This is a genomic window from Achromobacter sp. UMC71, from assembly GCF_014170305.1.
Lineage (GTDB): Bacteria > Pseudomonadota > Gammaproteobacteria > Burkholderiales > Burkholderiaceae_B > Achromobacter.
Genome location: NZ_LZZT01000018.1, coordinates 94123 through 119875, shown reverse-complemented (window position 1 = coordinate 119875; position 25753 = coordinate 94123). Strand labels below are relative to the sequence as shown.

Sequence of the window (25753 nt, the reverse complement as noted above, 5' to 3'; positions counted from 1 at the left end):
TAAATTTATCACATATAGGATAATATCATCATGGATGTGAAAACAGCCGCCCGGGTCCTCGATGTCCTGAACCTCTTCGCCGAGGCGCAGAAGCCGCTGCTGTACAGCGAAATCGCCGCCCAGATGGAAATTCCACTGTCCAGCTGCCATGGCCTGCTCAAGACCATGGTGGCGCGCGGCTATCTCTATGAAATCGGCAAGAAGCACGGCTACTACCCGACCCAGAAGCTGATCCATGTCGCCACGCTGATCTGTCGCAGCGATCCCCTGAATGCGGTGATCGAGCCCGTGCTGGCGCGCGTGCGCGACATCACCGGCGAGACCGCGCTCCTGGCCAAGCTGGCCGAGGACAAGGTCGTATACCTGATCGTGGCCGAATCCAAGCAGACCATCCGGTTCTCGCACCAGCCAGGCGGCTTCAAGGCGGCGCACGCCACCAGCTCCGGCAAGGCCCTGCTCTCGGTGCTGACCGAAGACGAACGCCAGAAATGGTTCAAGACCTACACCGGATTCACCCGCTATACCGAGACCACGCTCACCAGCCAGACCGCGTTCGAGCGCGACCTGCAAGCCGGGATCCAGCGCGGCTGGCAACGCTCCATCGGCGAGAACGTCGAAGACGTGATGTCCATTTCGCTGGGCTTTCGAGCCTATGAGCAACCCTTCGCCATCGTGGTGGCCGGCCCCTTGGGGCGCATGCAGAAAAACGAAGCCGCCACTGGAAAACAACTGGAAGAGGTCAAGGGGCTGCTGCTCGCCGCCCTGCCCTCGGCCAACCTAACCTTTGTAGGAGAAGACAGCAGATGAACAAGCGCAGTTTGCTCGCCGCGGCATGCTCGGCGATCGCCATCGGAGCCCTGCCCCTGGCCGCCGCGCAGGCGCAGGACGCCTATCCCGACAAGCCGATCCGCGTGATCATGCCGTGGGCCGCTGGCGGCCCGACCGACGTGGTGGGCCGGGTGATCGCGGTGCGCATGGGAGAAATCCTGGGCCACCCGCTGGTGATCGAAAGCCGACCCGGCGCCAGCGGCACCATTGGCGCCGCCCAGGTGGCTCGCGCCCCCGCCGACGGCTACACGGTGCTGATGAACCCGTCCGTGCAGGGCATCTACCCCGCACAGTTCAAGAGCCTGACCTTCGATCCGATCAAGGACTTCCGCATGGTCGGCGTGCTGGGCACGGTGCCCATGGTGGCCGTGGTTCCGCCCGACTCGAAATTCAAGACTTTCGGCGAACTGATCGCCCAGGCCAAGGCCCAGCCTGGCACGCTGAGCTTCGCCTCGCCCGGCGTGGCAACCCTGCCGCACCTGGCCGGCGAGCTGATCAACACCACCACCAAGGCGTCGATCTCGCACGTGGGCTACCGCGGCAGCAGCCCGGCCCTGACGGACGTGGCCGGCGGCCACGTCGACCTCATGTACGCGCCGCTGGCTCCCGCCCTCCCCCTGATCCAGAGCGGCAAGGTGCGCCCGCTGGCCGTCACCACCAAGACCCGCCTGGCCGAACTGCCCGACGTGCCCACCATCGCCGAAAACGGCCTGCCGGGTTTTGACATCGTCACCTGGTACGGCATGTGGGTGCCCAAGGACACGCCCGAGCCCGTCATCGCCAAGCTGAACAAGGCCATGATCGAAGCGTCGCAATCGCCCAAGGTGGTCGAAGCGCTGAAATCGCAAGGCACCCTGCCCAGCAGCATGAGCTACCAGGAAGCCGAAGCCTTCAACCTGGCCGAAAGCGCGCGCTGGATCAAGGTCATGAAAGACGCCAACATCCAGCCCGAATAAGCGCCAGGGGCCTGCCGCGGCCTGAACGCAAACGCCCCGCCAACCGGATCATCTCCGGTTCGCGGGGCGTTTTTTTGGAAGCCGCATCACATGGCGGCCCCATGGGTGCAATCAGTTGAAGACGCCCGTGGACAGGTAGCGGTCGCCGCGATCGCAAACGATGAACACGATGGTCGCGTCATTGACACGCTCGGCCACGCGCAAGGCTGCGACCAGGGCGCCGGCCGAGGAAATGCCGCCGAAGATGCCCTCTTCCGAGGCCAGGCGGCGCGCCATGACCTCGGCCTCGGCCTGCTCGATGGATTCGTAGGCATCCACGCGGCTGCGATCGAAGATCTTGGGCAAGTAGGCTTCCGGCCACTTGCGGATGCCGGGAATGGACGAGCCTTCGGCTGGCTGCGCGCCCACCACCTGCACCGCCGGGTTGCGCGACTTCAGGTAGGTCGAGACCCCCATGATCGTGCCGGTCGTGCCCATGGCGCTGACGAAGTGCGTGACACGGCCATCGGTCTGGTTCCAGATTTCAGGGCCGGTGGTTTCGATGTGCGCACGCGGATTGTCGGGGTTGGCGAACTGATCCAGCACCACGCCGCGGCCATCGGCCTGCATTTCGGTGGCCAGGTCGCGCGCGTATTCCATGCCGCCCTTGTCGGCCGGCGTCAGGATCAACTCGGCGCCGTAGGCCGCCATGGCCGCGCGGCGTTCCACCGACAGGTTGTCGGGCATGATCAGGATCATGCGGTAGCCGCGCATGGCGGCCGCCATGGCCAGCGCGATGCCCGTGTTACCGCTAGTGGCTTCGATCAGCGTATCGCCGGGCTTGATGTCGCCACGCGCTTCGGCATGCTTGATCATGGAGAGCGCCGGGCGGTCTTTCACCGACCCCGCGGGGTTGTTGCCTTCCAGCTTGGCCAGGATGACGTTGCCCCGCGCGGCGCCCGCGGCTCCGGGAATGCGCTGCAGGCGCACCAGCGGCGTGTTGCCGACGGTTTGCTCGATGGTGGGATAGGTAGTAGTCATGCTGCCGATCATAACTCTCCCCGGTGCCAGGCACGGCCAAAAGCCGCGCTCGCGCCAGGGGTTCAGACCGGACCGGCGAGCCGGCCCCATTCCCAGCGCCTCGTCAAAAATCAGGGCCGCGGCCGGGCCGTCGAAGCAGGCTTGCTCGCCTGTCGCGAAGCGCCCGCCTTGGCCGCGCCCGCGCCGGGTACGGCCGCCTTGGCGTCGCCCTGCGCAGGTGCCGCCGCCTTTGTGCCGGCGGCCCCTGTTCCGCCACTGGGAGCCGGCCCGGCTTTGGGTGCAGACCCGCCGGCCCCTACCGTCAACCCGGCAGCTTCCAGCGCCTCGGCCTTTTTCTGGCTGATGCCGCGCACCCGTTCGGCCAGGTCCTGCAGCGAATCGAATTTACCGGCCCGATCGCGTTCGCGCACGATGGTTTCCGCCGTGCGGGGGCCGATGCCGCGGATGCCCTCCAGCTGCTGCGTGGTGGCGCCGTTGACGTCCAGCGCCTGCGCCGGCGCATGTGCCATGCCGGCCGCCAGCAACGCCACGCCCAGCGCTTGGCGCCACGCGCGCCGCCCGCCGCGCGTGGCGGCCTGCCGGCGCAGCCGGCGCCAGGGCGCGGCGGACAGGTGACCGGCTAGCGTGGAATGCAAAAAGGGATTCATGATCAGGTCTCCAGGTAAGGCGCGGCGCAACGGCTGTTCCGCCACGACCTGATCATTGCCCGCTGGGCCCGGCGCAAGCATGCGCAGTGAACGGATCGATCCACCTCGGCAACCAGCAAGGGCGAAAAAAAACCACCGGCAAGCGGTGGCTTTTCAGATAAGGGCCGGTGGATTGCCGCGGTGGATCTTGCGCCGCCCGTCCACCGAAGCCCGCTGTTGCCGGCGGATGCGCCGCCGCCTTACTTGCGGGCGCGCCAGTAGCGCACGTACTCGGCCACGCCGGTCTGCACGTCGCGCATGGGGGCGGCAAAGCCGGCTGCGCGCAGTTGGCTTACGTCGGCCTGGGTATAACTCTGGTAGCGGCCCTTCAGGTCGTCGGGGAACGGGATGTAGCGGATCAGGTCCAGTTCGACCAGTTGGGCCAGCGTCAGTTGCGCTTCGCCGCGCTCGGCGCGCAGGGTGTTCACGACCGCCGCGGCGACGTCGTTGAACGGCTGCGCGCGGCCCGTGCCGCAATTGAAGATGCCAGACTGTTCCGGATGGTCCAGGAAATGCAGGTTCACGGCCACCACGTCTTCGACCGAGATGAAGTCACGGCTCTGGCCGCCGTCCACGTAGCCGTCCCAGCCCGCGAACAGGCGTACGTGGCCGTGTTCCAGGAACTGGTTCATGTTGTGGAATGCCACCGACGCCATGCGCCCCTTGTGCTGCTCATGCGGGCCATAGACGTTGAAATAGCGCAGGCCCACGACCTGCGCGGTCAGGCTATCCATGCGGGTGCGCAGCACCTGGTCGAACAGCAGCTTGGAATAGCCGTAGACGTTCAGCGGCCCTTCGTTGGCCGGGTCTTCGACGTAGACCGACGAACCGCCGTAGACGGCAGCCGACGAGGCATACAGGAACGGGATGCGGCGCGCCTGGCAGAACTCGAACAGCTCAAGCGTGACGCGGTAGTTGTTGTCGAGCATGTAACGGCCGTTGCGCTCGGTGGTGTCCGAGCACGCGCCCTGGTGCAGCACCGCGCGGATTTCCGGCAGGCTGCCGTCGGCGACACGGCGGCGGAAGTCGTCCTTGTCCATGTAGTCGGCGATCTTGCAGTCGACCAGATTGACGAACTTGTCGCCTTCGGTCAGGTCGTCCACCGCGATGATGTCCTGGATGCCGCGGCGGTTCAGGCCCCGCACCAGGTTGCTGCCAATGAAGCCCGCGGCTCCGGTTACGACGATCATGAGAGTTCTCCTGCCAATTCGGCGGCGGTGACGACGGACGTGCCCAGCTTGCCCACGGCGATGCCGCCGGCCCGGTTGGCCCAGCCCATGGCATCCACCCAGGGCAAGCCGATGGCGCGCGAGACGGCCAGCGTGGCCAGCACGGTATCGCCCGCGCCGGATACGTCGAACACCTCATGCGCCTGCGCGTCGATATGTTCGCGGCCCGTGTCGGTAAACAAAGTCATGCCCTGCTCGGAACGCGTCACGAGCAAGGCTTCCAGGTCCAGATCGGCGCGCAAACGCTGCGCCCGACCGGTAAGTTCGGCTTCGGAATTCCAGCGGCCCACGGCCTGCTGCATTTCGGAACGATTGGGGGTGACCAGCGTCGCACCGCGGTAGCGCGAGTAGTCGTCGCCCTTGGGGTCGACCAGCACCGGGATGCCGGCGCCGCGCGCCAGCCCGATCAGCGATTCGACCCGCGCCAGCACACCCTTGGCGTAATCCGACAGCACCACGATGTCGTGGTTGGCCAGATGGCGCGCCAGGGCGGCATCGATGCCGTCCAGCGCTTCCTGGGCCGGGTGCTGCTCGAAATCCACCCGCAACAGCTGCTGCTGGCGGCCCAGCACGCGCATTTTCAGGGTAGTGTGCAGGCTGCGGTCGGTGAGCAGGTCGGCCTGGATGCCAGCTTCGGCCGACAGGCGGCGCACGCTATCGCCGGCTTCGTCTTCGCCCAGCACCCCCACCAGGGTGACGTGGCCGCCCAGCGCCGCGACGTTGCGCGCCACGTTGGCCGCGCCGCCCAGACGGTCTTCGCGGCGCGCCACGCGCACCACCGGGACCGGCGCTTCCGGCGAAATGCGTTCCACCTCGCCGAACCAATAGCGGTCCAGCATGACGTCGCCCACCACGAGCACGCGGCTATGTGAAATGGATTCGGCGGGAAATGGCTTCATTCAAGTTCTTCCAGACGGCGCGGCGCGTAGGTCTCCCAGGCATTGCAGCCGGGGCATTGCCAATAGAAGCGGCGCGCTTGAAAACCGCAGCTCCGGCACGCGTAGCGGTCCAGACGTTGCGTATGCTTGTGGATCAGGCTGCGCAGCAGCGTGAGGTCGGCGCCGGGCACGGGGCCTTGCTCGGCGGCGCCTTCGCCATTGGCGAGTTCGGCCTCGAGCAGGCGGTCCAGGCCCAGCAGCGAAGGATGGCTGCGCAAGGCGCCGCGGGCAAACGCCCAGGCCGGCGCGGATCCTTGCTGCACGCGCAATTCACGGAATACGACATTGAACAGGTCGAGCGAGGCATGCCGCGCGTACTGCCGTTGCAGCAATTCCAGGCCGGCCTGGGCCTGGCCCGCGGTGCGGTAGTTGGCGAGCAACTGCTCGGCCACCAGTCCGGCGTACTCGGGCGCGTCGGTCATGACCGACTCCAGGTACAACCGCTCGCGCTTGGGGTCTTGTTCAAGCAAGGCCAGGCGTGCGCGCAGCATCGCGGTGCGCACCATCGCCCCCTTGCTCGACATGCCGGCATCGGCGGTCGACAAGGCATGGTCGGCGGCGTCCAGCGCGGTATGGGCGGCGTCGACATTGGGCGGCTTGGCCGCCAGTGCCGTAGCGGCCTGCTCGCAGTAGTAATGCACGATCTGCGGCACCGGCTCGTCGACCAGGCCATGCAGCGTCTTGACGGCCTCGATGGCGCGCGGCCAATCGTGTTCCGATTCGAAGATGCGGATCAGCGAGCGCAACGCGGGTAAGGCGTAGCGGGTGTCCTTGAGCTGCTCGAACCCGCTTTCGGCACGGTCCAGCATGCCGGCCTTGAGAAAATCCTGCGCCAATTCATGCTGGGCATGCTCGCGTTCGGCCGCCGGCAGGTCGGAACGGTTCAGCAGGCTCTGGTGCACCCGGATGGCGCGTTCCATTTCGCCGCGGCGGCGGAACAGGCTGCCGAGCGCGAAGTGCAGCTCGGTGGTTTCGGGATCGAGCTTGGCCACTTCGACGAACGCATCGATGGCGCGGTCGGGCTGCTCGTTAAGCAGGAAGTTCAGGCCCCGGAAATACGAATCGGGCAGGCTGCGGGTTTCCCGGAGCATCTGCCGGATGTCGAAGCGCGCGGCCAGCCAGCCAAGCGCGAACAACACCGGCACGAATATCAACCACCAAGGTTCAAAATCCACTGTGCGGGCTCTTGCGGTAATTCAATACGGGAATAAGGGCTTGCCGACGGCGCGGCGCCATTACAGCGGCGACATCGGGGCGACGGCTTCCGGCGGCACGACCGGCGGGGTGCCGTTGACGGCAGCCTGGACGCGGTCGAGTTCGCGGCGCAGGCGAATCGCTTCGCGGCGGCGGCGCATGGCGGCGGGCACGGTCAGGAGCAAGCCGAACAGGGCGCCCACCACGAAGACCACCAGCATGACGACGATCAGCGGCACATCCTGCACGACATAATCGGCGTAGAACTTCACGGCGACGGGATCGGTGTTCTTCAGCGCGAACATCAATACCGCCACGAACACGAGCAATCGCAGGGCCCAGACAAGGTAGCGCATGACGCATGCTCCTAAGTATTCAAGAGGGTCAATTGTAAGCGACCTCCACTACTCAAGGGAGGCCCCAAAAAACAAAGCCCCTTGATTGCTCAAGGGGCGTTGTTCGCGGTCCGATCTGCCCGAAGGCAGCCTTGCTGTCCGTGCTGTCAATGCATGGCGTGAAGACTCGCCATGGACGGCATCGGTTCACTCGATCCAGAGGATTGAGCGTCCTCGTCATTGCCGCCGACCAAGTCCACCCGCTCGCGCAATTCCTTGCCCGCCTTGAAGTGTGGCACCTGTTTACCAGGCACCAGCACTTGTTCGCCGGACTTCGGATTGCGGCCAATGCGGGGAGACCGCTGCGACAGCGAGAAGCTGCCAAAACCGCGGATCTCGATGCGCTGACCCGAGGCCAGGGCCTGGGTCATTGCGTCGAGCACGGTCTTGACCGCGTAATCGGTGTCGCGGGCGGCCAGCTGAGGATAGCGGGCCGCCAAGGCGGCGATCAGCTCCGACTTGGTCACGAATTAACCGTCGTTGCGCTGTTGGTCCAGCTTGGCCTTCAGCAGCGCGCCGAGGTTGGTGGTACCGGACGAAGCGCTGGCGTCGGACATGCGCTGGATCGTTTCGGCGGTTTCGGCGTTGTCACGGGCCTTGATCGACAGCTGGATCGAACGCGTCTTGCGGTCGATGTTGACGATCATGGCTTCGATGTTTTCGCCGGCGTTCAGGACGGTGGTGGCATCTTCGACGCGGCCCGAGGAGATCTCGGAAGCGCGCAGGTAGCCTTCGACGTCCACGGACAGCGTCACGACGGCGCCCTTGGCTTCGACCGACTTGATGGTGCCCGGAACCACGGCGCCCTTGTCGAACGTGGCAACGAAGTTGTTGAAGGGGTCGCCTTCCAGCTGCTTGATGCCCAGCGAGATGCGTTCCTTGTCGGTATCGATGCCCAGAACCACGGCTTCGATCTCGTCGCCCTTCTTGAAGTTGCGCACGGCTTCTTCGCCGGTTTCCGTCCACGACAGGTCGGACAGGTGAACCAGGCCATCGATGCCGCCGGGCAGGCCGACGAACACGCCGAAGTCGGTGATCGACTTGATGGCGCCGCGGACCTTGTCACCACGCTTGAAGTTGGTGGCGAACTCTTCCCACGGGTTCTGACGGCACTGCTTCATGCCCAGCGAGATACGACGACGGTCTTCGTCGATTTCCAGGACCATGACTTCGACTTCTTCGCCCAGGGTCACGACCTTGCGCGGATCGACGTTCTTGTTGGTCCAGTCCATTTCGGAGACGTGCACCAGGCCTTCGATGCCGGCTTCGACTTCAACGAACGCGCCGTAGTCGGTGAGGTTCGTGACCTTGCCGAACAGGCGGGTGCCTTGCGGGTAGCGACGAGCCAGACCCACCCACGGATCTTCGCCCAGTTGCTTGACGCCCAGCGAGACGCGGCTCTTTTCCTGGTCGAACTTGAGGACCTTGGCTTCGACTTCCTGACCCACTTGCAGGACTTCGGAGGGGTGACGCACACGGCGCCAGGCCATGTCGGTGATGTGCAGCAGGCCGTCGATACCGCCCAGGTCCACGAACGCGCCGTAGTCGGTGATGTTCTTGACCACGCCCTTGACCACGGCACCTTCGTGCAGGGTTTCGAGCAGCTTTTGACGCTCTTCGCCCATGCTGGCTTCCAGCACCTGGCGACGCGACAGCACGACGTTGTTGCGCTTGCGGTCGAGCTTGATGACCTTGAATTCGAGGGTCTTGCCTTCGTACGGGGTGGTGTCCTTGACCGGACGCAGATCCACCAGCGAACCCGGCAGGAACGCGCGGATGCCGTTGGTCATGACGGTCAGGCCGCCCTTCACCTTGCCGGTGATGGTGCCGGTAACCAGCTCGCCGTTTTCCAGGGCCTTTTCCAGTTGCAGCCAGGCCGACAGGCGCTTGGCGCGGTCACGCGACAGGATCGTGTCGCCGTAGCCGTTTTCCAGGGAATCGATGGCCACCGAGACGAAATCGCCGGGTTGCACTTCGAGCTCGCCCTGGTCATTCAGGAACTCTTCCAGGGGGATCAGCGCTTCGGACTTCAGGCCGGCGTTGACGACGACGAAATTATGGTCGACGCGCACGACTTCGGCGCTGATGACCTCGCCGGACTTCATGTCCTGGCTCTTGAGGCTTTGTGCGAAAAGGTCGGCGAAGCTTTCGCCGCCGGCGGCGGTAGTGGAAACGGAAGACATGGGGTTGAAATCCATTGGGCCGAAATGGCCGTTAAGAACACACCGCAGCGGATTGCCCGCCACAGTGGAGTCAAAATACCTGCCTGCCGGTTTGCCCTTGCGGGGTGTCCCGTGGGGGTGTCGCCTGGCGAGCGCAGGGCCTATAAGAAAAAATCAGAAGATCTCGGACGGGGCGCCAAGCACCATTTTCAAGAACGGGGTTCCTAAGAAACGGGCTTTGAAAATAAACGGGCTTTAAAAGCTCGGGCTTTAAAAAACTAAGCGCTTTGCCAGAAATCCAGTATTGCTTGCACGGTTTCCGCAATCGTCAGATCTGACGAATCCAGCACTCGCGCATCTGCTGCAGGAGCCAAAGGCGCCGTGGCGCGCTGCGTGTCTCGGGCATCCCGCTCACGCATGTCTCGCAGAAGGTCATCAAGATTAGCAGAAATTCCCTTTTCGATCAACTGCTTACGCCGCCGCTCGGCCCGGGCGACCACGTCGGCCACCAGGAACACTTTCAGGGACGCATCGGGGAACACCACCGTACCCATGTCGCGGCCGTCGGCCACCAGCCCCGGCGGCAGGCGAAACGCGCGTTGACGCTCGAGCAAGGCCTGGCGCACGCCAGGGAAAGCGGCCACGCGGGAAGCGAAATTGCCGACTTCCTCGCGCCGGATCTCGTGGCCGACATCGGCACCCTGGAGGTAGACATGAGGGCCGTCAAAACGCACGTCCAGCGTCTCGGCCACGCGCGCCACCGCAGGCTCGTCGGCGGCGTCCACACCGCGCTTGAGCGCGGCCAGGGCCGTCAGCCGGTAGAGCGCACCGCTGTCCAGCACCGCCCAGCCCAACGCTTTGGCGACACGGTGGGCGACGGTGCCCTTGCCCGACGCAGTGGGGCCGTCAATGGTGATGACCGGAGCGGTGGAGGTCACGGTTGAATCTGTCGAAGTCATGTACAAGAAAGGGGCCGCGGCCCATGAGCAAACCCGGGTGCGTTACGCCGACACCAGGTTCGCATAAATATCAAAGTAACCCGGGAAAGTCTTGCTGACGCACCCTGGATCCAGAATACGCACCGCCGCCGGGCCGAAAGCGGCCAGTGAAAAGCACATTGCCATGCGGTGGTCGTCCCAGGTGCCGATATGGGCGTCGCGCCAGGCGCCTTGCGCCGGCGGCGTCACGCGCAGCCAATCCGGCCCCGATTCCACTTGCGCACCCAGCTTTTCCAGCTCGGTCTGCATGGCGTGGATACGGTCGGTTTCCTTGACGCGCCAGCTGCCGATGTTGCGCAGGCGGCACGGGCCGTCGGCGTACAGGGCCAGCGCCGCCGCAGTCATCGCCGCGTCGGGGATCAGGTTGAAGTCGGTGTCGAAGGCCTTCAGGCGCCCGCCCTCGGCCACCTGCACGCCGGTCACCTCGATCCAGCCGTCGCCATAGGTCACCGAGGCCCCCATGGCCGCCAGTGTGTCGGCGAACCTCACATCGCCCTGGATGCTGTCGGCGTCCACACCCGTCACCCGCAGCGGACCGCCGCCGATCGCGCCCAGCGCCAGGAAATACGAAGCCGTCGACGCATCGCCTTCCACGGCAATCTTGCCCGGGCTGCGGTAGCGTGCGCCGCCTTCGACAGTGAAGCGGCTCCAGCCGTCACGCCGCACCGTTACGCCGAAGCGCGCCATCAGGTTCAGGGTGATCTCGATATAGGGCTTGGAGATCAGCTCGCCGGTCACTTCGATGACGACGGGCTGGCCGCTCTGGCCCGCCTGCAGCGGCGCGGCCAGCAGCAAGGCAGTCAGGAACTGGCTGGAGACGGAGCCCTGCACCTGGGTCACCGCCGGCGCGGCGATCTGGCCGCGGCCGATGCGCAACGGCGGATAGCCGGGCTGCCCCAGGTAATCAATGCGCGCGCCCAGCGCCGTCAGCGCATCCACCAGGTCGCCGATGGGACGCTCGTGCATGCGCGCCACGCCCGACAGGCGATAATCGCCGCCCATCAGCGCCAGCGCGGCCGTCAGCGGCCGGATCGCGGTGCCGGCGTTGCCCATGAACAGGTCCGCAGCGTCCACCGGAAAGCGGCTGACGCCCTGCACGGTGACCTGCCCTTCGTTCAGCTCGGACACTTGCACGCCCAACTGGCGCAGCGCGGCCAGCATCACGCGGGTATCGTCGGAATCCAGCAAGCCGGTGATCGTGGTGCCGCCGTCGGCAATCGCCGCCAGCAGCAACACCCGGTTGGAAATGCTCTTGGAACCAGGCAGGGCCATGACGCCCTGCGCACGCCGCACGCGCGGCAGATCCAGGAAAGGCAACGCGCCCATTTCAGCTACTCCTTGCGCCAATTGCGACGCGCCTGCGCCGCGGTATCCAACAGCGCCAGCAAGGCCGCGCCATCACCCTCGCCAATCGCGCGCTCGGCGCGATCCAGCACCGCGCGCACGGCCGCCAGTTCGGTCAGCATGGCGTCGCGGTTGGACAGAAAAATATCGCGCCACATCTCGGGCGAGCCTGCCGCGATGCGGGTGAAATCACGAAAGCCGCTGCCTGCCAGCGCCAGCCGCGTCGCGGCATCGGCGGCGGTCGCCACCTGCTCCATATAGACGGCCGACAGCAAATGCGGCAAGTGGCTGACCGACGCCAGCACACGGTCGTGCGCGCCGGCGTCCATGTCGATCACCTCGGCGCCGCAGGCCTGCCAGGCAGCGCGCACGAGCGCGACGGCCGAAGCGGCATTTTCGGCTTGCGGCGTGAGAATGACGCAACGGCCGCGGTACAGCGCGGAGTCGGCCGCCTCTGGCCCGGTGCGTTCGGCGCCGGCGATGGGATGGCCGGGTACGAACTGACCGATGCGATCCCCCAGCGCCGTCCTTGCAGCCGCCACGACTTCGGCCTTGGTGCTGCCGCCGTCGGTCAGCACCGTGGTGTCCGGCAGATGCGGCAGCATGCGCGCCAGCACGTCCTGCAGGCCGCCCACCGGCGTGGCCAGGAAAATCAGGTCGGCGCGGGCGGCGGCCGTTTCGGCGCTGACGGCTTCGTCGATCAGGCCGAGTTCAACGGCGCGTGCCAGGGATTGCGCATTGCGCCCTACTCCCAGCACCCGCCCCACCTGCCCAGCCCGGCGCAAGGCCGCGGCGAAGGATCCGCCGATCAGCCCGACGCCCACCACGGCCAGCACAGGAATCAGGGGGCCAGCGGCCCCCTGATCTGGCGTAGAGGAAGCGCCGTTCATTCGGACAGGATAGCGGTCAGCGCATCGATGAAGCGGGCGTTCTCTTGCGGCAGGCCGATAGACACGCGCAGCCATTCGGGCAGGCCGTCGCCGGCCACCGGGCGCACGATGACGCCGCGCTTGAGCAGCGCCAGGTTGATACGCGGGGCATCGCCCACATGCACCAGCACGAAGTTGCCGTAGCTAGGCACATAGCGCAGCTTGAGCTGGTCGAACGCCGCGCACAGCTGCGCCTTGCCGGCCTTGTTGGACGTGTAGGCCTCTTCCAGATAGGCGGCATCACTCAATGCGGCCACGGCGGCGGCTTGCGCCAAGGTGTTGACGTTGAACGGCTGGCGCACGCGATTGAGCAGGTCGGTCAGGGCTGGCTGCGCCACCGCGAAGCCCACTCGCAGGCCCGCCAGGCCGTAGGCCTTGGAGAACGTGCGCGAAACGATCAGGTTGGGATAGCGGCGCACCAGCGCGGTACTGTCGAAGCGGTGCTCCGGATCCAGGTATTCGTTGTAGGCCTCGTCCAGCACCACCGTGACGCGGTCGCCGTGCACGGCGTGGACGCGCTCCAGGAACGCCGCCACCTTGTCGCCCGGCACGAAAGTGCCGGTGGGGTTGTTCGGATTGGCGATGAACAGCAGGCGCGTGTCGTCGGCGATGGCCTCGAACATGGCGTCCAGGTCATGGCCGTAGTCTTGCGCGGGCACCACGATGTGGCGCGCGCCGCGGGCCTGGGTCGCCAGGCGGTAGACGGCGAACGAATGCTGCGCGTAGACCGCCGAAGCGCCCGGCTCCAGCAGCGCCAGCGCGGCGATTTCCAGGATGTCGTTGGAGCCGTTGCCCAACGTGATCCAGTTCATCGGCACGTCGTAGCGCTTGGCCAGCGCGGCCTTCAGGTCGAAGCCGTTGGGATCCGGGTAGCGAGCCAGCGATTCGGCCGCGGCCAGCATGGCCGCGCGCGCCGACTGGGGCATGCCCAGCGGGTTTTCGTTGGACGCCAGCTTGACGATGCCGGCCGGATCCAGCCCGAACTCACGGGCCAGTTCTTCGATGGGCTTGCCCGCCTGGTAAGGCGCGATGGCGCTGACGTGCGCGGGAGCGGCGAGGGGCTTGGTGGTGTTGGTCATGGAAGGCTCACGGCGCCGGGTAGGAACCCAGCACTTTCAGGTAGGCAACCTGCGCCCGCAGGGTATCCAGCGCGAGCGCGACATTCGGATCATTGCGATGCCCGAGGACATCGACGTAGAAATAATATTCCCACTCGCCGGTACGTGCCGGCCGCGACTCGAAGCGCGTCATGGACACGCCGTTGGCTGCCAGCGGCGCCAGCATTTCGTAGACCGCGCCAGCACGGTTGGGCACGGCCAGAATCAGGCTGGTCTTGTCCTTGCCGCTGACCAGCGGCTCGATGTTGCCGATAGCCAGGAAACGCGTGCGGTTGTGCGGATCGTCCTGGATGCCGGCGCTGACAACCTGCAGGTTCCAGGCTGGCGCGGCCACTTCACCGGCGATCGCGGCAATGGTCGGATCGGCTGCCGCGACGCGCGCGGCTTCGGAATTGCTGGCCGCGGCCACGCGTTCCAGGTCGGGATAATTGCGCGTCAGCCAGCCCTGGCACTGCGCCAGCGCCTGCGGGTGCGCGGAAATCGTCTTGATGCCGTCCATATTGCCCGACTGCGACATCAGGCAATGGCGGATCACCAGCGAACGCTCGCCCAGGATCCGCAGCGGGGTGTTGAGCAGCAGGTCCAGGCTGCGGTTGACCGCGCCTTCGGTGGAGTTCTCGACCGGCACCATGCCGACGTCAGCCTGCCCGGCCTCGACAGCGCGGAAGACTTCATCGAACGACACGCACGGCAGCTTCTGCACCGCGTGGCCGAAATGCTCCAGCGCGGCCTGCTCGGAAAACGAGCCTTGCGGCCCCAGGTAGGCGACGGTCATGCCGCGCTCGAGGCCACGACAGGCCGAGATGATTTCAGTCCAGACGGAAGCCACGCCCGCGGCCGGAAACGGGCCGGGGTTCAGTTGCTGCAAGCGCCGGATCACTTCGGCTTCGCGCTCGGGACGCAGCACCGGGCCGTCGGCATGCGCCGCGTGCTTGGCTTCGCCCACTTCCTGCGCGGCGCGGGCGCGCTGCGACAGGAGATCCAGGATTTGAGCATCGAGCGCGTCGATGCGGTCGCGCAAGGGGCGCAGCTTGCGCTGCAGATCGTCATCCATAACGGCGCTCGAATTCCTTCAGGTATTCAACCAGCGCGGCCACGCCAGCCAGCGGCACCGCGTTATAGATCGAGGCGCGCATGCCGCCCACGCTCTTGTGGCCCTTGAGCTGGGTCAGGCCGGCCGCGTCGGCGCCTTGCAGGAAGGCGTCGTTGAGCGACTCGTCGCGCAGCACGAACGGCACGTTCATGCGCGAACGCACCGGCGCGTGGATCGGGTTGCGGTAGAAACTGGTGCTGTCCAGGTAGCCGTACAGCAAGTCAGCCTTGGCCCGATTGGCCGCTTCCATGCCCGCGACGCCGCCGTTGGCCTTGACCCACTTGAACACCAATCCGGCGATGTAGATCGCGAAGGTGGGGGGCGTGTTGTAGCGCGAGTGATCCGCGGCGACGTTGGCGTAATCGAACGCCGACGGGCAGATCGGCAGCGCGTGGCCGATCAGGTCGCGGCGGGCGATGACCATGGTGACGCCGGCCGGACCCGCGTTTTTCTGGGCGCCCGCGTACATCATGCCGCAGCGGCTCACGTCCATAGGACGCGATAGGAAATGCGACGACGCGTCGACGACCAGCGGCACATCGGGCGCGCCAAGCGCGGCCGTGTCGGGCCAGTCCATGAACTCGACGCCGCCGATGGTCTCGTTGCTGCACAGGTGCAGGTAGGCCGATTCGGGACGCACCTTCCAGGTGTCGACCGGCGGCACCCAGCTGAACGGCGCTTGTTCGCGTCCGTCCAGCTGGGTGGCCTGGCCGCTGGTGGCGGCGACGTGGGTGTCGCCGTAGCGGCCGGCTTCCTTGTACGAACGCGAGGACCAATGGCCCGTCACGACGAAGTCGGCCTTGGGTGCGCCGCGCCGGCCCATGAGATTCATCGGAACAATGGCGTTTTCACCGGAACCGCCGCCCTGCATGAACATCACGGCATAGTCCGGCGACAGGCCGAGCAGATCGCGCAGATCATTTTCGGCCTCGTCGCAGATCTGCACGAAGTGCTTGCCGCGATGGCTCATTTCCATCACGGACATGCCGCTGCCGTGCCAGTCCAGCATTTCTGCAGCGGCTTGCTGCAGCACCACCTCGGGCAAGGCCGAGGGGCCAGCCGAGAAGTTCCAGGGGCGGGCCATTATTGCTCCGTAGGTTCCGTCGAATCTGCTGCACCGGCGTCGTCGCCGCCGTCTTCCTGGCCATCTTCCAGGTCCTCGCCATCGTCGTCCGCATCGCTTTCCACGACACGGCGCACGCCGGACAGCGTGCTGCCGTCGTCGACGTTGATGAGGGTGACGCCCTGGGTGGCACGGCCCATTTCGCGGATTTCCGCGACCCGGGTGCGAACCAGCACGCCGCCCGTGGTGATCAGCATGATTTCATCCGAAGGCATGACCAGCACGGCGCCGACGACCTTGCCGTTGCGCGAGCTGGTCTGGATGGCGATCATGCCCTTGGTGCCACGGCCATGGCGCGTGTACTCGCCAATCGGGGTGCGCTTGCCATAACCATTTTCGGTGGCGGTCAGCACGGTCTGGGTTTCGTCGCCAGCAACCAGCAGCGCGATGACGTTCTGCGTGTCTTCGAGCATCATGCCGCGTACGCCGCGGGCATTGCGGCCCATCGGACGCACGTCGTTTTCGTCGAAACGCACGGCCTTGCCGGAGTCCGAGAACAGCATGACGTCGTGCTTGCCGTCGGTGAGGTCGGCGCCGATCAGGTAGTCGCCGTCGTCCAGGTCGACAGCGATGATGCCGGCCTTGCGCGGGTTGGAGAAGTCGGACAACGGGGTCTTCTTGACCGTGCCACGCGAGGTCGCCATGAAGACGTAGTGGTCTTCGCTGAATTCCTTGACCGGCAGCACCACCGTGATCTTCTCGCCGTCAGCCAGCGGGAACATGTTGACGATCGGCTTGCCACGCGAATTGCGCGTGCCTTGCGGCACTTCCCAGACCTTCAGCCAGTAGACGCGGCCGCGGTTGGAGAAGCACAGCAGGAAGTCGTGCGTGTTAGCGATGAACAGCTGGTCGATCCAGTCGTTTTCCTTCATCGCGGTCGCCTGCTTGCCGCGGCCGCCGCGCTTTTGCGAGCGGTATTCGGACAAGGGCTGGCTCTTGATGTAGCCGCCATGCGACAGCGTCACGACCATGTCGGTGGGCGTGATCAGGTCTTCGGTGTCGAGTTCAGTCGCGTTCAGCTCGATGTCCGAGCGGCGCGAATCTTTGGCGCTGGTCGAGAATTCGGCCTTGATGGCCTGCAGTTCTTCGCCGATGATCGTCGTGATGCGCTCGGGACGGGCCAGGATGTCCAGCAGGTCGGCGATGGTGGACATGACGTCCTTGTATTCGCCGACGATCTTGTCCTGCTCCAGGCCGGTCAGGCGCTGCAGGCGCATATTCAGGATTTCCTGAGCCTGCGTGTCGCTCAGGCGGTACATGCCGTCGCCTTGCAGGCCGAATTCCACGCCCAGGTCCTCGGGACGGAAGGCAGCACGGCCTCCCGGCGTGTCGCCGTCGGCGCGCGACAGCATTTCGCGCACCAGCGACGAATCCCACGACTTGGCCATCAGTTCCTGGCGCGCGACGGGGGGCGTCGGCGCCGCTTTGATGATGGCGATGAAGTCGTCGATATTGGCCAGCGCCACGGCCAGGCCTTCCAGCACATGGCCGCGTTCGCGGGCCTTGCGCAGCTGGAACACCGTACGGCGCGTCACCACTTCGCGGCGATGCTGCAGGAAGTAATCGATCATCTGCTTCAGGTTGAGCAGGCGGGGCTGGCCGTCGACCAGCGCCACCAGGTTCATCCCGAAGGTGTCCTGCAGCTGCGTATTCTTGTAGAGGTTGTTCAGGACAACCTCGGGCACCTCGCCGCGCTTGAGCTCGATGACCAGGCGCATGCCGTCCTTGTCCGATTCGTCGCGGATGTCGGAGATGCCTTCGATCTTCTTGTCGTTGACCAGCTCGGCGATGCGTTCCTGCAACGTCTTCTTGTTGACCTGGTAGGGAATCGCGTCGACCACGATGGCCTGGCGGTTGCCCTTTTCCATGTCCTCGAAGTGGGTCTTGGCGCGCATGATGACGCGGCCGCGGCCCGTGCGATAGCCTTCGCGCACGCCGGACATGCCGTAGATGATGCCGCCCGTGGGGAAGTCAGGCGCCGGGATGATCTCCATGAGTTCATCGACCGTGCAAGCCGGATTGCGCAGGCAGTAAAGGCAGCCGTCGACCACTTCCTGGAGGTTGTGGGGCGGAATGTTGGTGGCCATGCCCACGGCAATGCCCGAGCTGCCGTTGACCAGCAGATTGGGCAGGCGCGAAGGCAGCAGCAGCGGTTCTTGCTCGCTGCCGTCGTAGTTGGGGCCGAAGTCCACCGTCTCCTGGTCGATGTCGGCCAGCAGTTCGTGGGCGATCTTGGCCAGGCGGATTTCGGTATACCGCATCGCCGCAGCGTTGTCGCCGTCGATGGAGCCGAAGTTGCCCTGGCCGTCGACCAGCATGTAGCGCATGGAGAAATCCTGCGCCATGCGGACGATGGTGTCGTAGACGGACTGGTCGCCGTGGGGGTGGTACTTACCGATGACGTCCCCGACGATACGCGCGGACTTTTTATAGGCGCGGTTCCAGTCGTTGTTCAACTCGTGCATCGCGTAGAGCACGCGCCGGTGGACAGGCTTGAGCCCGTCCCGCACATCCGGTAGCGCCCGCCCAACGATCACGCTCATCGCGTAATCGAGGTAACTGCGGCGCATCTCTTCTTCCAGCGATACCGGAAGCGTCTCCTTGGCAAAGGAATCCATATATATAACGACAGAATCGTGTAAGGAGGAACCCGGGCCGGGTAAACAGGAAATTCTATCATTCGATTTGGATCACGGCCCGAAGGGCGCTGCCCCCATGGCCCGCGCGGACCTCGGACCGGATGTCGGCGGCGGGCGGCGGCGGCACGCCCGCCAACGCCCGGGCACCCTGTTGCCAAAAACCAACAGGCAAAACCGATGGAGCGCCGAAAACGTCATATCCAGCGTCAATGCGCCTCTCCAGGGAAGCCAAAGCCCCCCAAATGCCTTAAGATTGTTTCCAGCACGCAGGAAACCCAGTAGCTATTCCTTTGAACCAGCTCTTGGCGTTGCTATACTGGCCCCGTTTTCCTGATATGCGGCGGGGGTTCGCTGCGAGTCACTTATCCAGCTTCAAGCTCAACGAGGAGAAACATGAACAAACCCTCCAAATTCGCTCTGGCGCTCGCCTTCGCTGCCGTCACGGCCTCGGGTGTAGCCTCGGCCCAGTCCTATCCGCAGACGGTGGACAACTGGCGCAATCCGTTCGGTAACGTTTGGAAGAACGGTACGAACGAACTGTGCTGGCGCGATGCGTTCTGGACCCCGGCCACCGGCATCCCCGGCTGCGACGGCGTTCCGGTTGCACAAGCGAAGGCGAAGCCGGCCCCGATGGCGGCCAAGGTCGTCTTCAACGCTGACACGTTCTTCGACTTCGACAAGTCGACGCTGAAGCCGGAAGGCCGTCAGCTGCTGGACCAAGTCGCCCAGCAAGCTCGTGGCATCGACCTCGAAACCATCATTGCTGTGGGCCACACCGACTCGATCGGTACGGACGCCTACAACCAGAAGCTGTCCGAGCGCCGCGCCGCTTCGGTCAAGGCTTACCTGGTCAGCAAGGGCATCGATCCCAACCGTATCTATACGGAAGGCAAGGGTAAGAAGAACCCGATCGCTTCCAACAAGACGAAGGAAGGCCGCGCCCAGAACCGTCGCGTTGAAATCGAAATCGTGGGTAGCCGCAAGTAATTGCCGGACTAGCTACAATAAGGGGCCTCGCATAGCGAGGCCCTTTTTTTCGCCCGGCTTGCACCAATACGGTGCAAACGTCCCGGCCGCTGCCGCACCCCAGGCGCCGCAGCCCCTCTATATATAGAGAGCCGCCTTATGCTGGACCGCCCATGACCATCCATACCTCCGATACCGCCCAAGCCACCATCAACGCCGATCAGGCCGAACTGGATAAGTTCGGCGCCCTGGCCAGCCGCTGGTGGGACCCCGAAAGCGAGTTCAAGCCCCTGCACGCCATCAACCCGCTGCGCCTGGAATGGATCCAGGAGTCCGCGGGCAATCTCAGCGGCAAGAAGGTGCTGGACGTCGGCTGCGGCGGCGGCATCCTGTCTGAATCCATGGCCCGCGCGGGCGCGGATGTTACCGGCATCGATCTGGCCGACAAGTCGCTGAAGGTGGCCCGGCTGCATGGCCTGGAATCGGGCGTGAAGGTCGACTACCGCAAGGTTCCGGTGGAACAGCTGGCCGCCGAACAGCCTGGCCAATACGACGTGGTGACCTGCATGGAAATGCTGGAACACGTGCCGGATCCGGCGTCCATCGTGCGCGCCTGCTCGGCACTGACCAAACCGGGCGGCTGGGTGTTCTTTTCCACCCTCAACCGCAATGCCAAGGCATTCCTGTTCGCCATCGTAGGCGCCGAATACATGCTGCGCCTGCTGCCGCGCGGCACCCATAGCTACGACATGTTCATCAAGCCCAGCGAATTAGCTGCGGCGGCCCGCGGCGCAGGCCTGGAGCCGGTCGGCATGCGCGGCATGGAATACAACCCGATCACCCAGATCTACTCGCTGACGGCCGACACCTCGGTCAACTACCTGATGGCTACCCGTAAATGAGCGCCCTGATCCTGTTTGATTTCGACGGCACGCTGGCCGACACCGCCCCCGACCTGGCCGCTGCCGCCAACCGGCAGCGCACCCGTCGCGGGCTCGATCCCCTGCCCTACGAAACCCTGCGTCCGGTCGCTTCGCAAGGCGCGCGCGGCCTGTTGCGCGTGGCCCTTGGCCTGAAGCCGGGCGACACCGACTACGAGCCGACCCGCCTGCAGTTCCTGGAAGATTACGCGGCCAGCTCCACGGTCCACAGCAAGCTGTTCCCCGGCATCGAAGCGCTGCTGGCCGATATCCGCCAACGCGGCCTGTCGTGGGGCATCGTGACCAACAAGGTCACGTACCTGACGCTGCCGATCGTCGAGTTCCTGGACCTGACGCGCGACAGCGCCGTGCTGGTCTGCGGCGACACCACCGCCCACGCCAAGCCGCACCCGCTGCCGTTGCAGCACGCCGCGCGTGAAGCCGGTTTTGCCGTCGACCGCTGCGTCTACGTCGGCGACGACCTGCGCGACATCCAGGCTGCACACGCCGCCGGCATGCCGGCGGTCGCAGCCGCCTACGGCTACGTGGGCGAGGAAGACAACCTCGGCACCTGGGACGCCGACGCCTGCGCCAATACGCCGGCCGATCTGTGGGCGGCGATTCAGCCGCTGCTGCCCCGCGATCTGCGCTGACCTGGGATTGCGCCACGGCGCGTGACAATCGTTCGGTCACATTAGTTGATCTGAGCGAACAATTTATCCCGATGCCGTGGCTTTATCCGGGCCTGCTGTTGAATTAAAGTAGCTTCCATGCAAGGCAATCCGGGCGCTTCCCGATTGCCTTTCCCGGCAAACGCCGGCGCCGCGCGGCAACGCCCGCGCAGCGATTCCGCTCTACGCACCGACGGCTCGCAGCCCTCGGGCACTTGCACACCGACCTGCCTGCGGTGCGCAACCCAGACCTTTTAGAACGCCCACTCCGCACTATCCGCGCGTTGCCGACGGCATCGCGCGCACTAGGAATTGCCTATGCTTTTGCCCATCCTGCTACTTTCAGCCGCCGGTTTCACCATCCTGACCACGGAATTCCTGATCGTCGGCCTGCTGCCCAGCCTGGCCCGCGACCTGAACGTCACCGTGTCCCAGGCCGGCCTGCTGGTGTCGTTGTTCGCCTTCACGGTGGCGGCCACCGGCCCCCTGTTGACGGCGTTGATGGCCAACATCGAACGCAAACGCCTGTTCATCAGCGTGCTGGTGCTGTTCGGCCTGTCCAATGCCCTGGCCGCGCTGGCGCCCAATATCTGGGTCATGGCGATCGCCCGCTTCGTGCCCGCCCTGGCCCTGCCGGTGTTCTGGTCTCTGGCCAGCGCCACCGCGGTGGAACTGGTGGGCCCGGCCCGCGCCGGCCGGGCCATTTCGATGGTGGCCTTCGGCATCGTGGCCGCCACGGTATTCGGCATCCCCATCGGCGTGCTGATCTCGGACGCTTTCGGCTGGCGCGCGGCGTTCTGGGTGTTGTCGGGCGTGGCGTTCGCCAAGGCGCTGCTCCTGTTGCTGGCCTTCCCCAGCACCCGCATCCGCGCCGAGAGCGTCAAGCTGGTGACGCAATTGCGCATCCTGCGCAACCCGATCGTCGTCGGCCATGTCGTGCTGTCGCTGCTGGTATTCACCGGCATGTTCACCGCCTACACCTACCTGGCGGACATGCTGGAACGCCTGGCCGGCTTCAACGGCCAGATCGTCGGCTGGACCATGATGGCCTTCGGCGCGGTGGGCCTGATTGGCAACACGCTGGGCGGCCGCATGGTGGACCGCAGCCCCCTGGGCGCGACGGCGCTGTTCTCGGCGCTGATGGCCGCCGGCCTGGCTTTCGTTGGCCCGGTCATGCAGTCGCATGGCTTGCTGGCCGTGGCATTGACGATCTGGGGCGTCGCCCAGGCCGCGCTGTTCATCGTCTGCCACGTGCGCCTGATGAAGTCGGCGCCCGAGGCGCCCGCCTTTGCCGCGTCGCTGAACATCTCGGGCGCCAACATCGGCATCGGCCTGGGCGCCGTCGTCGGCGGCAACGTGATCGACCACTACGGCCTGGCTTCGCTGGGCTGGGCGGCCGCGGCCATCGTGGCGCTGTCCGTGGCCCTGGCGTTCCTGCTGATGGCGGCCTCGCGTCCACGCGCCGCCAGCAAGCCGGCCTGCGCCAACGTCACCTGATTCCGGCCTGGCGCGCCCCGGCAAGCAAGACGGGGCGCGGATAGGCAGCAGGCTATTGCAATTACCAGTACAATAGACTTCTTGGGGCCGATCCGGATTCGACGTGGGTCGCGAAACAACTCAGGGCATGCCGAGCACCAGTTCGCTCGTTAAACCACTGGAAACACTACAAACGCCAACGACGAGCGTTTCGCTCTCGCCGCTTAAGCGGTGAGCCGCTGCACTGATCTGTCCTTGGGTCAGGTGGAGGAAGGCAACTTCCTAGGGGGGTAACCCTCGAACCACAGCAGCGACATTCACAAGGAATCGGTCTGCGCTGGGGTCACACGGCTCAGATTTAAATTACGTGAATCGCTTTGGTCCGGCCTGTCGGTTGGCTAAGTCCAAGGTTAAAACTAAATAAATCGACTACGCATGTAGAACTGATTGCAGAGGGCTTGCGGACGGGGGTTCAATTCCCCCCGGCTCCACCAAATACTGCGATGTCGCCAAAATGGCCAACCTTTACCGGTTGGCCATTTTTTTGCGCGATGCTCAGTGGATATGCTCTTCGCCGGAGCGGTCCGTGCGTTCCAGCTGCAGCGTCGTGTGATGCAGGTCGAAGCCTTCCTGCAGGCGGCGTTCGATGTCCAGCCTGACGCTTTCACCGTCGGCGCCGGCTGCCAGGACCACGTGGCCGGTCAGGAGGGGCTGCTTTTGGGTGATGGCCCACAGATGGATGTCGTGCACGCTGGCCACGCCCGAGGTGCTTGCAATCGTGTCGCGCACGGCGGTCAGGCTCATGCCGGGCGGCACCCCTTCCAGGAGCAGGTTGATGCATTCCCGCAACAGCACCCATGTGCGCGGGAAAACCATGAAGCCGATGGCCACGGCCAGGGCGGAATCGACCCATTGCCAGCCCGTCAGCCAGATGATGATCGCGCCGGCAATGACGGCGACCGAGCCCAGCATGTCGGCCCAGACTTCGAGATAGGCCCCTTTCACATTCAGGCTTTCGTCCTTGGCGCTGGCCAACAGGCGCATCGACACCAAGTTGATCACCAGGCCGGCGATCGCTACAACCAGCATGCCGCCGGACTGGATATCGGGCGGCGCGTCCAACCGGCGATAGGCCTCGTAGAGGATGTAGAAAGCCACGCCCAGCAGCACCAGCGCGTTGACGGCGGCAGCCAGGATCTCGAAGCGCGCGTAGCCGTAGGTGCGCATCAGGTCCGCCGCCTTGCGGCCCGCACGGATCGCGATCAGCGCCAGCAACAAGGCAATGGCATCGGTCATCATGTGCATGGCGTCGGAGATGAGCGCCAGGCTGCCCGTCCAGAGGCCGCCGGTGACTTCCACGATCATGAAGGTGCTGGTCAACCCGAACGCGATCCATAGGCGGGATTCGGGCAAGGCGCGCATTTCGCCGTGTTGGTGACTATCGCTCATGCTTGTCCTTACTGACATGTGGGCGGCGCGGCCGCGACGCCCTGACCGCATCAAAAAGCCTGAAGCAGCTACAGAGTCAAGCTTGTTGCTCCCGGGTGCCTCATGCCGATCACAATCGGGAATTCGGCCACCATTCAAAACAAATCGCCGCTACCGAAAACGATCGTCGATTATTTCTCGCCATTATCTTTGGCGGAGATGGCAGCGAGGCTTTGCAACCAAAAGAAACAAATTTGGAAACACCGCGATACGACGGCGCGAACTGTCCGAATGCCATACGGCCCCATTTAATGCCCCTCTGGAGACAAGCCCTTTGACCCGTTCCCTAACAAGTTAGCCAACTGTTGCCAGCCATTCGGAATGTCGGGAAATACTCCGTCACATATTACTAATGCTTTCAAGACATAATAAACGCAAGAAAATGCCACCGGCCGGGACGGCTCAAATGCGATGAAGATACTTTCCATATTCGGAACGCGTCCTGAAGCCATCAAGATGGCGCCGCTGGTGGCCGCGCTGCAAAACGAGCCGCTGATCGACAGCGTGGTCTGCGTGACCGGTCAGCATCGTCAGATGCTGGACCAGGTACTGGCGCTGTTCGACCTGCACGCACAGCACGACCTGGACATCATGGTGCCCAACCAGACCTTGAACGGCCTGTATGCGCGCTTGATCAGCCGTGTCGACGAGGTGCTGGAGAAAGAACAGCCTGACTACGTGCTGGTGCACGGCGACACGAGCACTGCGTCGGCCTGCGCGCTGGCCGCGTTCCATCGCCGGATCCGTATCGGCCACGTCGAAGCCGGACTGCGCACCGGCAACCTGGCCATGCCCTTCCCCGAAGAAATGAACCGCCGCGTGGTCGACGCGATTGGCGACTGGCTGTTCGCGCCGACCGCCGAATCGCGTGGCAACCTGCTGCGCGAGCATCTGGCCGGCCGCATCACCGTGACTGGCAATACCGTCATCGACGCGCTGGCCATGACCTGTGACAAGCTCGCCCCCGACGGCGAACTGGCGCGCGGACTGCAAGCGCGTTACCACTGGCTCGATCCCAAGCGCCGCCTGATGCTGGTCACCGGCCACCGGCGCGAGAGCTTCGGCGATGGCTTCAAGAACATCTGCGCCGCGCTGGCCGAACTGGCGCGCCGTGAAGACCTGCAGATCGTCTACCCGGTGCATCTGAACCCGCAAGTGCGCAACGTCGTCATGACGGACCTGGCCGGCCTGGACCACGTGCACCTGATCGACCCGCTGGATTATCTGGACTTTGTCTGGTTCATGCAGCGCGCCTATCTCATCCTGACCGATTCCGGCGGCGTGCAGGAAGAAGCGCCCTACCTGGGCAAGCCGGTGCTGGTGATGCGGGAAGTCACGGAACGGCCCGAAGCCGTGCAGGCAGGCACGGTGGCCCTGGTGGGCACCGACACGCGGCGCATCGTCGCCGAGGTCACCCGGCTGCTGGACGATCCCGCGCTGCACGCGTCTTTCTCACGCCGCATCAACCCCTATGGCGACGGCCGGGCCAGCGAACGCATCGTCGATGCGCTTTGCGGCCGTCCCGTCGCTGAATTCGATCCCTACGGGTCCAACGCCGGTACGCCGGCCTGATGTCTTCA

General features: G+C 65.0%; 23 protein-coding genes and 1 other RNA gene. 8 read left to right on the top strand and 16 right to left on the bottom strand.

Annotated elements, in window-relative coordinates; genetic code table 11:
* Positions 1-30: 30 nt before the first annotated feature.
* On the top strand, positions 31-807 hold the full coding sequence (locus A9974_RS09750; protein WP_183003896.1) for an IclR family transcriptional regulator: 777 nt from the start codon (positions 31-33) through the stop codon (positions 805-807).
* The gene (locus tag A9974_RS09745) at positions 804-1784 is read left to right on the top strand and encodes a tripartite tricarboxylate transporter substrate binding protein (protein WP_183003895.1); all 981 of its coding nucleotides are present in this window, start codon (positions 804-806) and stop codon (positions 1782-1784) included. Before A9974_RS09750 ends, A9974_RS09745 begins: the two co-directional genes overlap by 4 nt.
* A 111-nt stretch (positions 1785-1895) precedes the next feature.
* Here A9974_RS09745 and cysM read toward each other — a convergent pair whose 3' ends face one another.
* From cysM to gyrA, 15 genes are all read right to left on the bottom strand, one after another.
* Positions 1896-2804: a cysteine synthase CysM gene (gene cysM, locus A9974_RS09740; RefSeq protein WP_183003894.1), complete on the bottom strand. Its 909-nt coding sequence runs from the start codon at positions 2802-2804 to the stop codon at positions 1896-1898.
* A gap of 110 nt (positions 2805-2914) precedes the next feature.
* Positions 2915-3451: a helix-hairpin-helix domain-containing protein gene (locus A9974_RS09735; protein WP_183003893.1), complete on the bottom strand. Its 537-nt coding sequence runs from the start codon at positions 3449-3451 to the stop codon at positions 2915-2917.
* 239 nt (positions 3452-3690) lie between these two features.
* A complete protein-coding gene (rfaD, locus tag A9974_RS09730) occupies positions 3691-4680 on the bottom strand; it encodes an ADP-glyceromanno-heptose 6-epimerase (RefSeq protein ID WP_183003892.1) in 990 nt (329 codons plus the stop codon).
* A complete protein-coding gene (gene rfaE1, locus A9974_RS09725; RefSeq protein ID WP_183003891.1) occupies positions 4677-5618 on the bottom strand; it encodes a D-glycero-beta-D-manno-heptose-7-phosphate kinase in 942 nt (313 codons plus the stop codon). The genes rfaD and rfaE1 overlap by 4 nt, the downstream gene beginning before the upstream one ends.
* Positions 5615-6832 carry a lipopolysaccharide assembly protein LapB gene (gene lapB, locus A9974_RS09720; protein ID WP_183003890.1) on the bottom strand — a complete coding sequence of 406 codons (1218 nt, stop codon included), beginning with the start codon at positions 6830-6832 and terminating at the stop codon, positions 5615-5617. The genes rfaE1 and lapB overlap by 4 nt, the downstream gene beginning before the upstream one ends.
* A 60-nt stretch (positions 6833-6892) precedes the next feature.
* Positions 6893-7207, bottom strand: coding sequence for a lipopolysaccharide assembly protein LapA domain-containing protein (locus A9974_RS09715; RefSeq protein WP_183003889.1), 315 nt, complete (start codon positions 7205-7207; stop codon positions 6893-6895).
* Between the two features lie 146 nt (positions 7208-7353).
* Complete coding sequence (locus A9974_RS09710; protein ID WP_049072346.1) at positions 7354-7713, bottom strand: integration host factor subunit beta; 360 nt, start codon at positions 7711-7713, stop codon at positions 7354-7356.
* Between the two features lie 3 nt (positions 7714-7716).
* Complete coding sequence (rpsA, locus tag A9974_RS09705; protein WP_025140166.1) at positions 7717-9429, bottom strand: 30S ribosomal protein S1; 1713 nt, start codon at positions 9427-9429, stop codon at positions 7717-7719.
* 257 nt (positions 9430-9686) lie between these two features.
* Entirely contained in the window at positions 9687-10367 is a 681-nt protein-coding gene (gene cmk / locus A9974_RS09700; protein WP_183004136.1) for a (d)CMP kinase, read from the bottom strand.
* Positions 10368-10409: 42 nt separating this feature from the next.
* Complete coding sequence (aroA, locus tag A9974_RS09695; protein ID WP_183003888.1) at positions 10410-11732, bottom strand: 3-phosphoshikimate 1-carboxyvinyltransferase; 1323 nt, start codon at positions 11730-11732, stop codon at positions 10410-10412.
* A gap of 5 nt (positions 11733-11737) precedes the next feature.
* Positions 11738-12640: a prephenate dehydrogenase/arogenate dehydrogenase family protein gene (locus A9974_RS09690; protein ID WP_183003887.1), complete on the bottom strand. Its 903-nt coding sequence runs from the start codon at positions 12638-12640 to the stop codon at positions 11738-11740.
* The gene (gene hisC / locus A9974_RS09685; RefSeq protein ID WP_183003886.1) at positions 12637-13758 is read right to left on the bottom strand and encodes a histidinol-phosphate transaminase; all 1122 of its coding nucleotides are present in this window, start codon (positions 13756-13758) and stop codon (positions 12637-12639) included. Before hisC ends, A9974_RS09690 begins: the two co-directional genes overlap by 4 nt.
* Before the next feature lie 7 nt (positions 13759-13765).
* A complete protein-coding gene (gene pheA / locus A9974_RS09680; RefSeq protein ID WP_183003885.1) occupies positions 13766-14851 on the bottom strand; it encodes a prephenate dehydratase in 1086 nt (361 codons plus the stop codon).
* Positions 14844-15974: a 3-phosphoserine/phosphohydroxythreonine transaminase gene (gene serC / locus A9974_RS09675; RefSeq protein ID WP_183003884.1), complete on the bottom strand. Its 1131-nt coding sequence runs from the start codon at positions 15972-15974 to the stop codon at positions 14844-14846. Before serC ends, pheA begins: the two co-directional genes overlap by 8 nt.
* Positions 15974-18631, bottom strand: coding sequence for a DNA gyrase subunit A (gene gyrA, locus A9974_RS09670; protein WP_183003883.1), 2658 nt, complete (start codon positions 18629-18631; stop codon positions 15974-15976). The genes serC and gyrA overlap by 1 nt, the downstream gene beginning before the upstream one ends.
* A 414-nt stretch (positions 18632-19045) precedes the next feature.
* Here gyrA and ompA point away from each other — a divergent pair, with 414 nt between their 5' ends.
* The 5 genes from ompA to ssrA all read left to right on the top strand — a co-directional run bounded on the left by ompA (position 19046) and on the right by ssrA (position 23179).
* The gene (gene ompA / locus A9974_RS09665) at positions 19046-19639 is read left to right on the top strand and encodes an outer membrane protein OmpA (protein ID WP_183003882.1); all 594 of its coding nucleotides are present in this window, start codon (positions 19046-19048) and stop codon (positions 19637-19639) included.
* Positions 19640-19791: 152 nt separating this feature from the next.
* Positions 19792-20520, top strand: coding sequence for a bifunctional 2-polyprenyl-6-hydroxyphenol methylase/3-demethylubiquinol 3-O-methyltransferase UbiG (gene ubiG / locus A9974_RS09660; RefSeq protein WP_183003881.1), 729 nt, complete (start codon positions 19792-19794; stop codon positions 20518-20520).
* Positions 20517-21191, top strand: coding sequence for an HAD-IA family hydrolase (locus A9974_RS09655; RefSeq protein WP_183003880.1), 675 nt, complete (start codon positions 20517-20519; stop codon positions 21189-21191). Before ubiG ends, A9974_RS09655 begins: the two co-directional genes overlap by 4 nt.
* Positions 21192-21527: 336 nt before the next feature.
* The gene (locus tag A9974_RS09650; RefSeq protein ID WP_183003879.1) at positions 21528-22706 is read left to right on the top strand and encodes an MFS transporter; all 1179 of its coding nucleotides are present in this window, start codon (positions 21528-21530) and stop codon (positions 22704-22706) included.
* 83 nt (positions 22707-22789) lie between these two features.
* Positions 22790-23179: a transfer-messenger RNA gene (gene ssrA, locus A9974_RS09645) on the top strand.
* Between the two features lie 61 nt (positions 23180-23240).
* Here the strand turns inward: ssrA and A9974_RS09640 are convergent.
* A complete protein-coding gene (locus A9974_RS09640; RefSeq protein ID WP_183003878.1) occupies positions 23241-24134 on the bottom strand; it encodes a cation diffusion facilitator family transporter in 894 nt (297 codons plus the stop codon).
* A 450-nt stretch (positions 24135-24584) separates the two neighbouring features.
* On the opposite strand from A9974_RS09640, the gene wecB reads away from it, so the two are divergent.
* Positions 24585-25745, top strand: coding sequence for a non-hydrolyzing UDP-N-acetylglucosamine 2-epimerase (wecB, locus tag A9974_RS09635; RefSeq protein ID WP_183003877.1), 1161 nt, complete (start codon positions 24585-24587; stop codon positions 25743-25745).
* The last annotated feature ends 8 nt before the right edge of the window (positions 25746-25753 follow it).

Excerpts from the sequence above, each read along its gene's own strand:
- A9974_RS09750 (WP_183003896.1), top strand. The coding sequence starts at position 31 with ATGGATGTGAAAACAGCCGCCCGGGTCCTCGATGTCCTGAACCTCTTC.
- A9974_RS09745 (WP_183003895.1), top strand. The coding sequence starts at position 804 with ATGAACAAGCGCAGTTTGCTCGCCGCGGCATGCTCGGCGATCGCCATC.
- cysM (WP_183003894.1), bottom strand. The coding sequence starts at position 2,804 with ATGACTACTACCTATCCCACCATCGAGCAAACCGTCGGCAACACGCCG.
- A9974_RS09735 (WP_183003893.1), bottom strand. The coding sequence starts at position 3,451 with ATGAATCCCTTTTTGCATTCCACGCTAGCCGGTCACCTGTCCGCCGCG.
- rfaD (WP_183003892.1), bottom strand. The coding sequence starts at position 4,680 with ATGATCGTCGTAACCGGAGCCGCGGGCTTCATTGGCAGCAACCTGGTG.
- rfaE1 (WP_183003891.1), bottom strand. The coding sequence starts at position 5,618 with ATGAAGCCATTTCCCGCCGAATCCATTTCACATAGCCGCGTGCTCGTG.
- A9974_RS09715 (WP_183003889.1), bottom strand. The coding sequence starts at position 7,207 with ATGCGCTACCTTGTCTGGGCCCTGCGATTGCTCGTGTTCGTGGCGGTA.
- rpsA (WP_025140166.1), bottom strand. The coding sequence starts at position 9,429 with ATGTCTTCCGTTTCCACTACCGCCGCCGGCGGCGAAAGCTTCGCCGAC.
- cmk (WP_183004136.1), bottom strand. The coding sequence starts at position 10,367 with ATGACTTCGACAGATTCAACCGTGACCTCCACCGCTCCGGTCATCACC.
- aroA (WP_183003888.1), bottom strand. The coding sequence starts at position 11,732 with ATGGGCGCGTTGCCTTTCCTGGATCTGCCGCGCGTGCGGCGTGCGCAG.
- A9974_RS09690 (WP_183003887.1), bottom strand. The coding sequence starts at position 12,640 with ATGAACGGCGCTTCCTCTACGCCAGATCAGGGGGCCGCTGGCCCCCTG.
- hisC (WP_183003886.1), bottom strand. The coding sequence starts at position 13,758 with ATGACCAACACCACCAAGCCCCTCGCCGCTCCCGCGCACGTCAGCGCC.
- pheA (WP_183003885.1), bottom strand. The coding sequence starts at position 14,851 with ATGGATGACGATCTGCAGCGCAAGCTGCGCCCCTTGCGCGACCGCATC.
- serC (WP_183003884.1), bottom strand. The coding sequence starts at position 15,974 with ATGGCCCGCCCCTGGAACTTCTCGGCTGGCCCCTCGGCCTTGCCCGAG.
- gyrA (WP_183003883.1), bottom strand. The coding sequence starts at position 18,631 with ATGGATTCCTTTGCCAAGGAGACGCTTCCGGTATCGCTGGAAGAAGAG.
- ompA (WP_183003882.1), top strand. The coding sequence starts at position 19,046 with ATGAACAAACCCTCCAAATTCGCTCTGGCGCTCGCCTTCGCTGCCGTC.
- ubiG (WP_183003881.1), top strand. The coding sequence starts at position 19,792 with ATGACCATCCATACCTCCGATACCGCCCAAGCCACCATCAACGCCGAT.
- A9974_RS09655 (WP_183003880.1), top strand. The coding sequence starts at position 20,517 with ATGAGCGCCCTGATCCTGTTTGATTTCGACGGCACGCTGGCCGACACC.
- A9974_RS09650 (WP_183003879.1), top strand. The coding sequence starts at position 21,528 with ATGCTTTTGCCCATCCTGCTACTTTCAGCCGCCGGTTTCACCATCCTG.
- A9974_RS09640 (WP_183003878.1), bottom strand. The coding sequence starts at position 24,134 with ATGAGCGATAGTCACCAACACGGCGAAATGCGCGCCTTGCCCGAATCC.
- wecB (WP_183003877.1), top strand. The coding sequence starts at position 24,585 with ATGAAGATACTTTCCATATTCGGAACGCGTCCTGAAGCCATCAAGATG.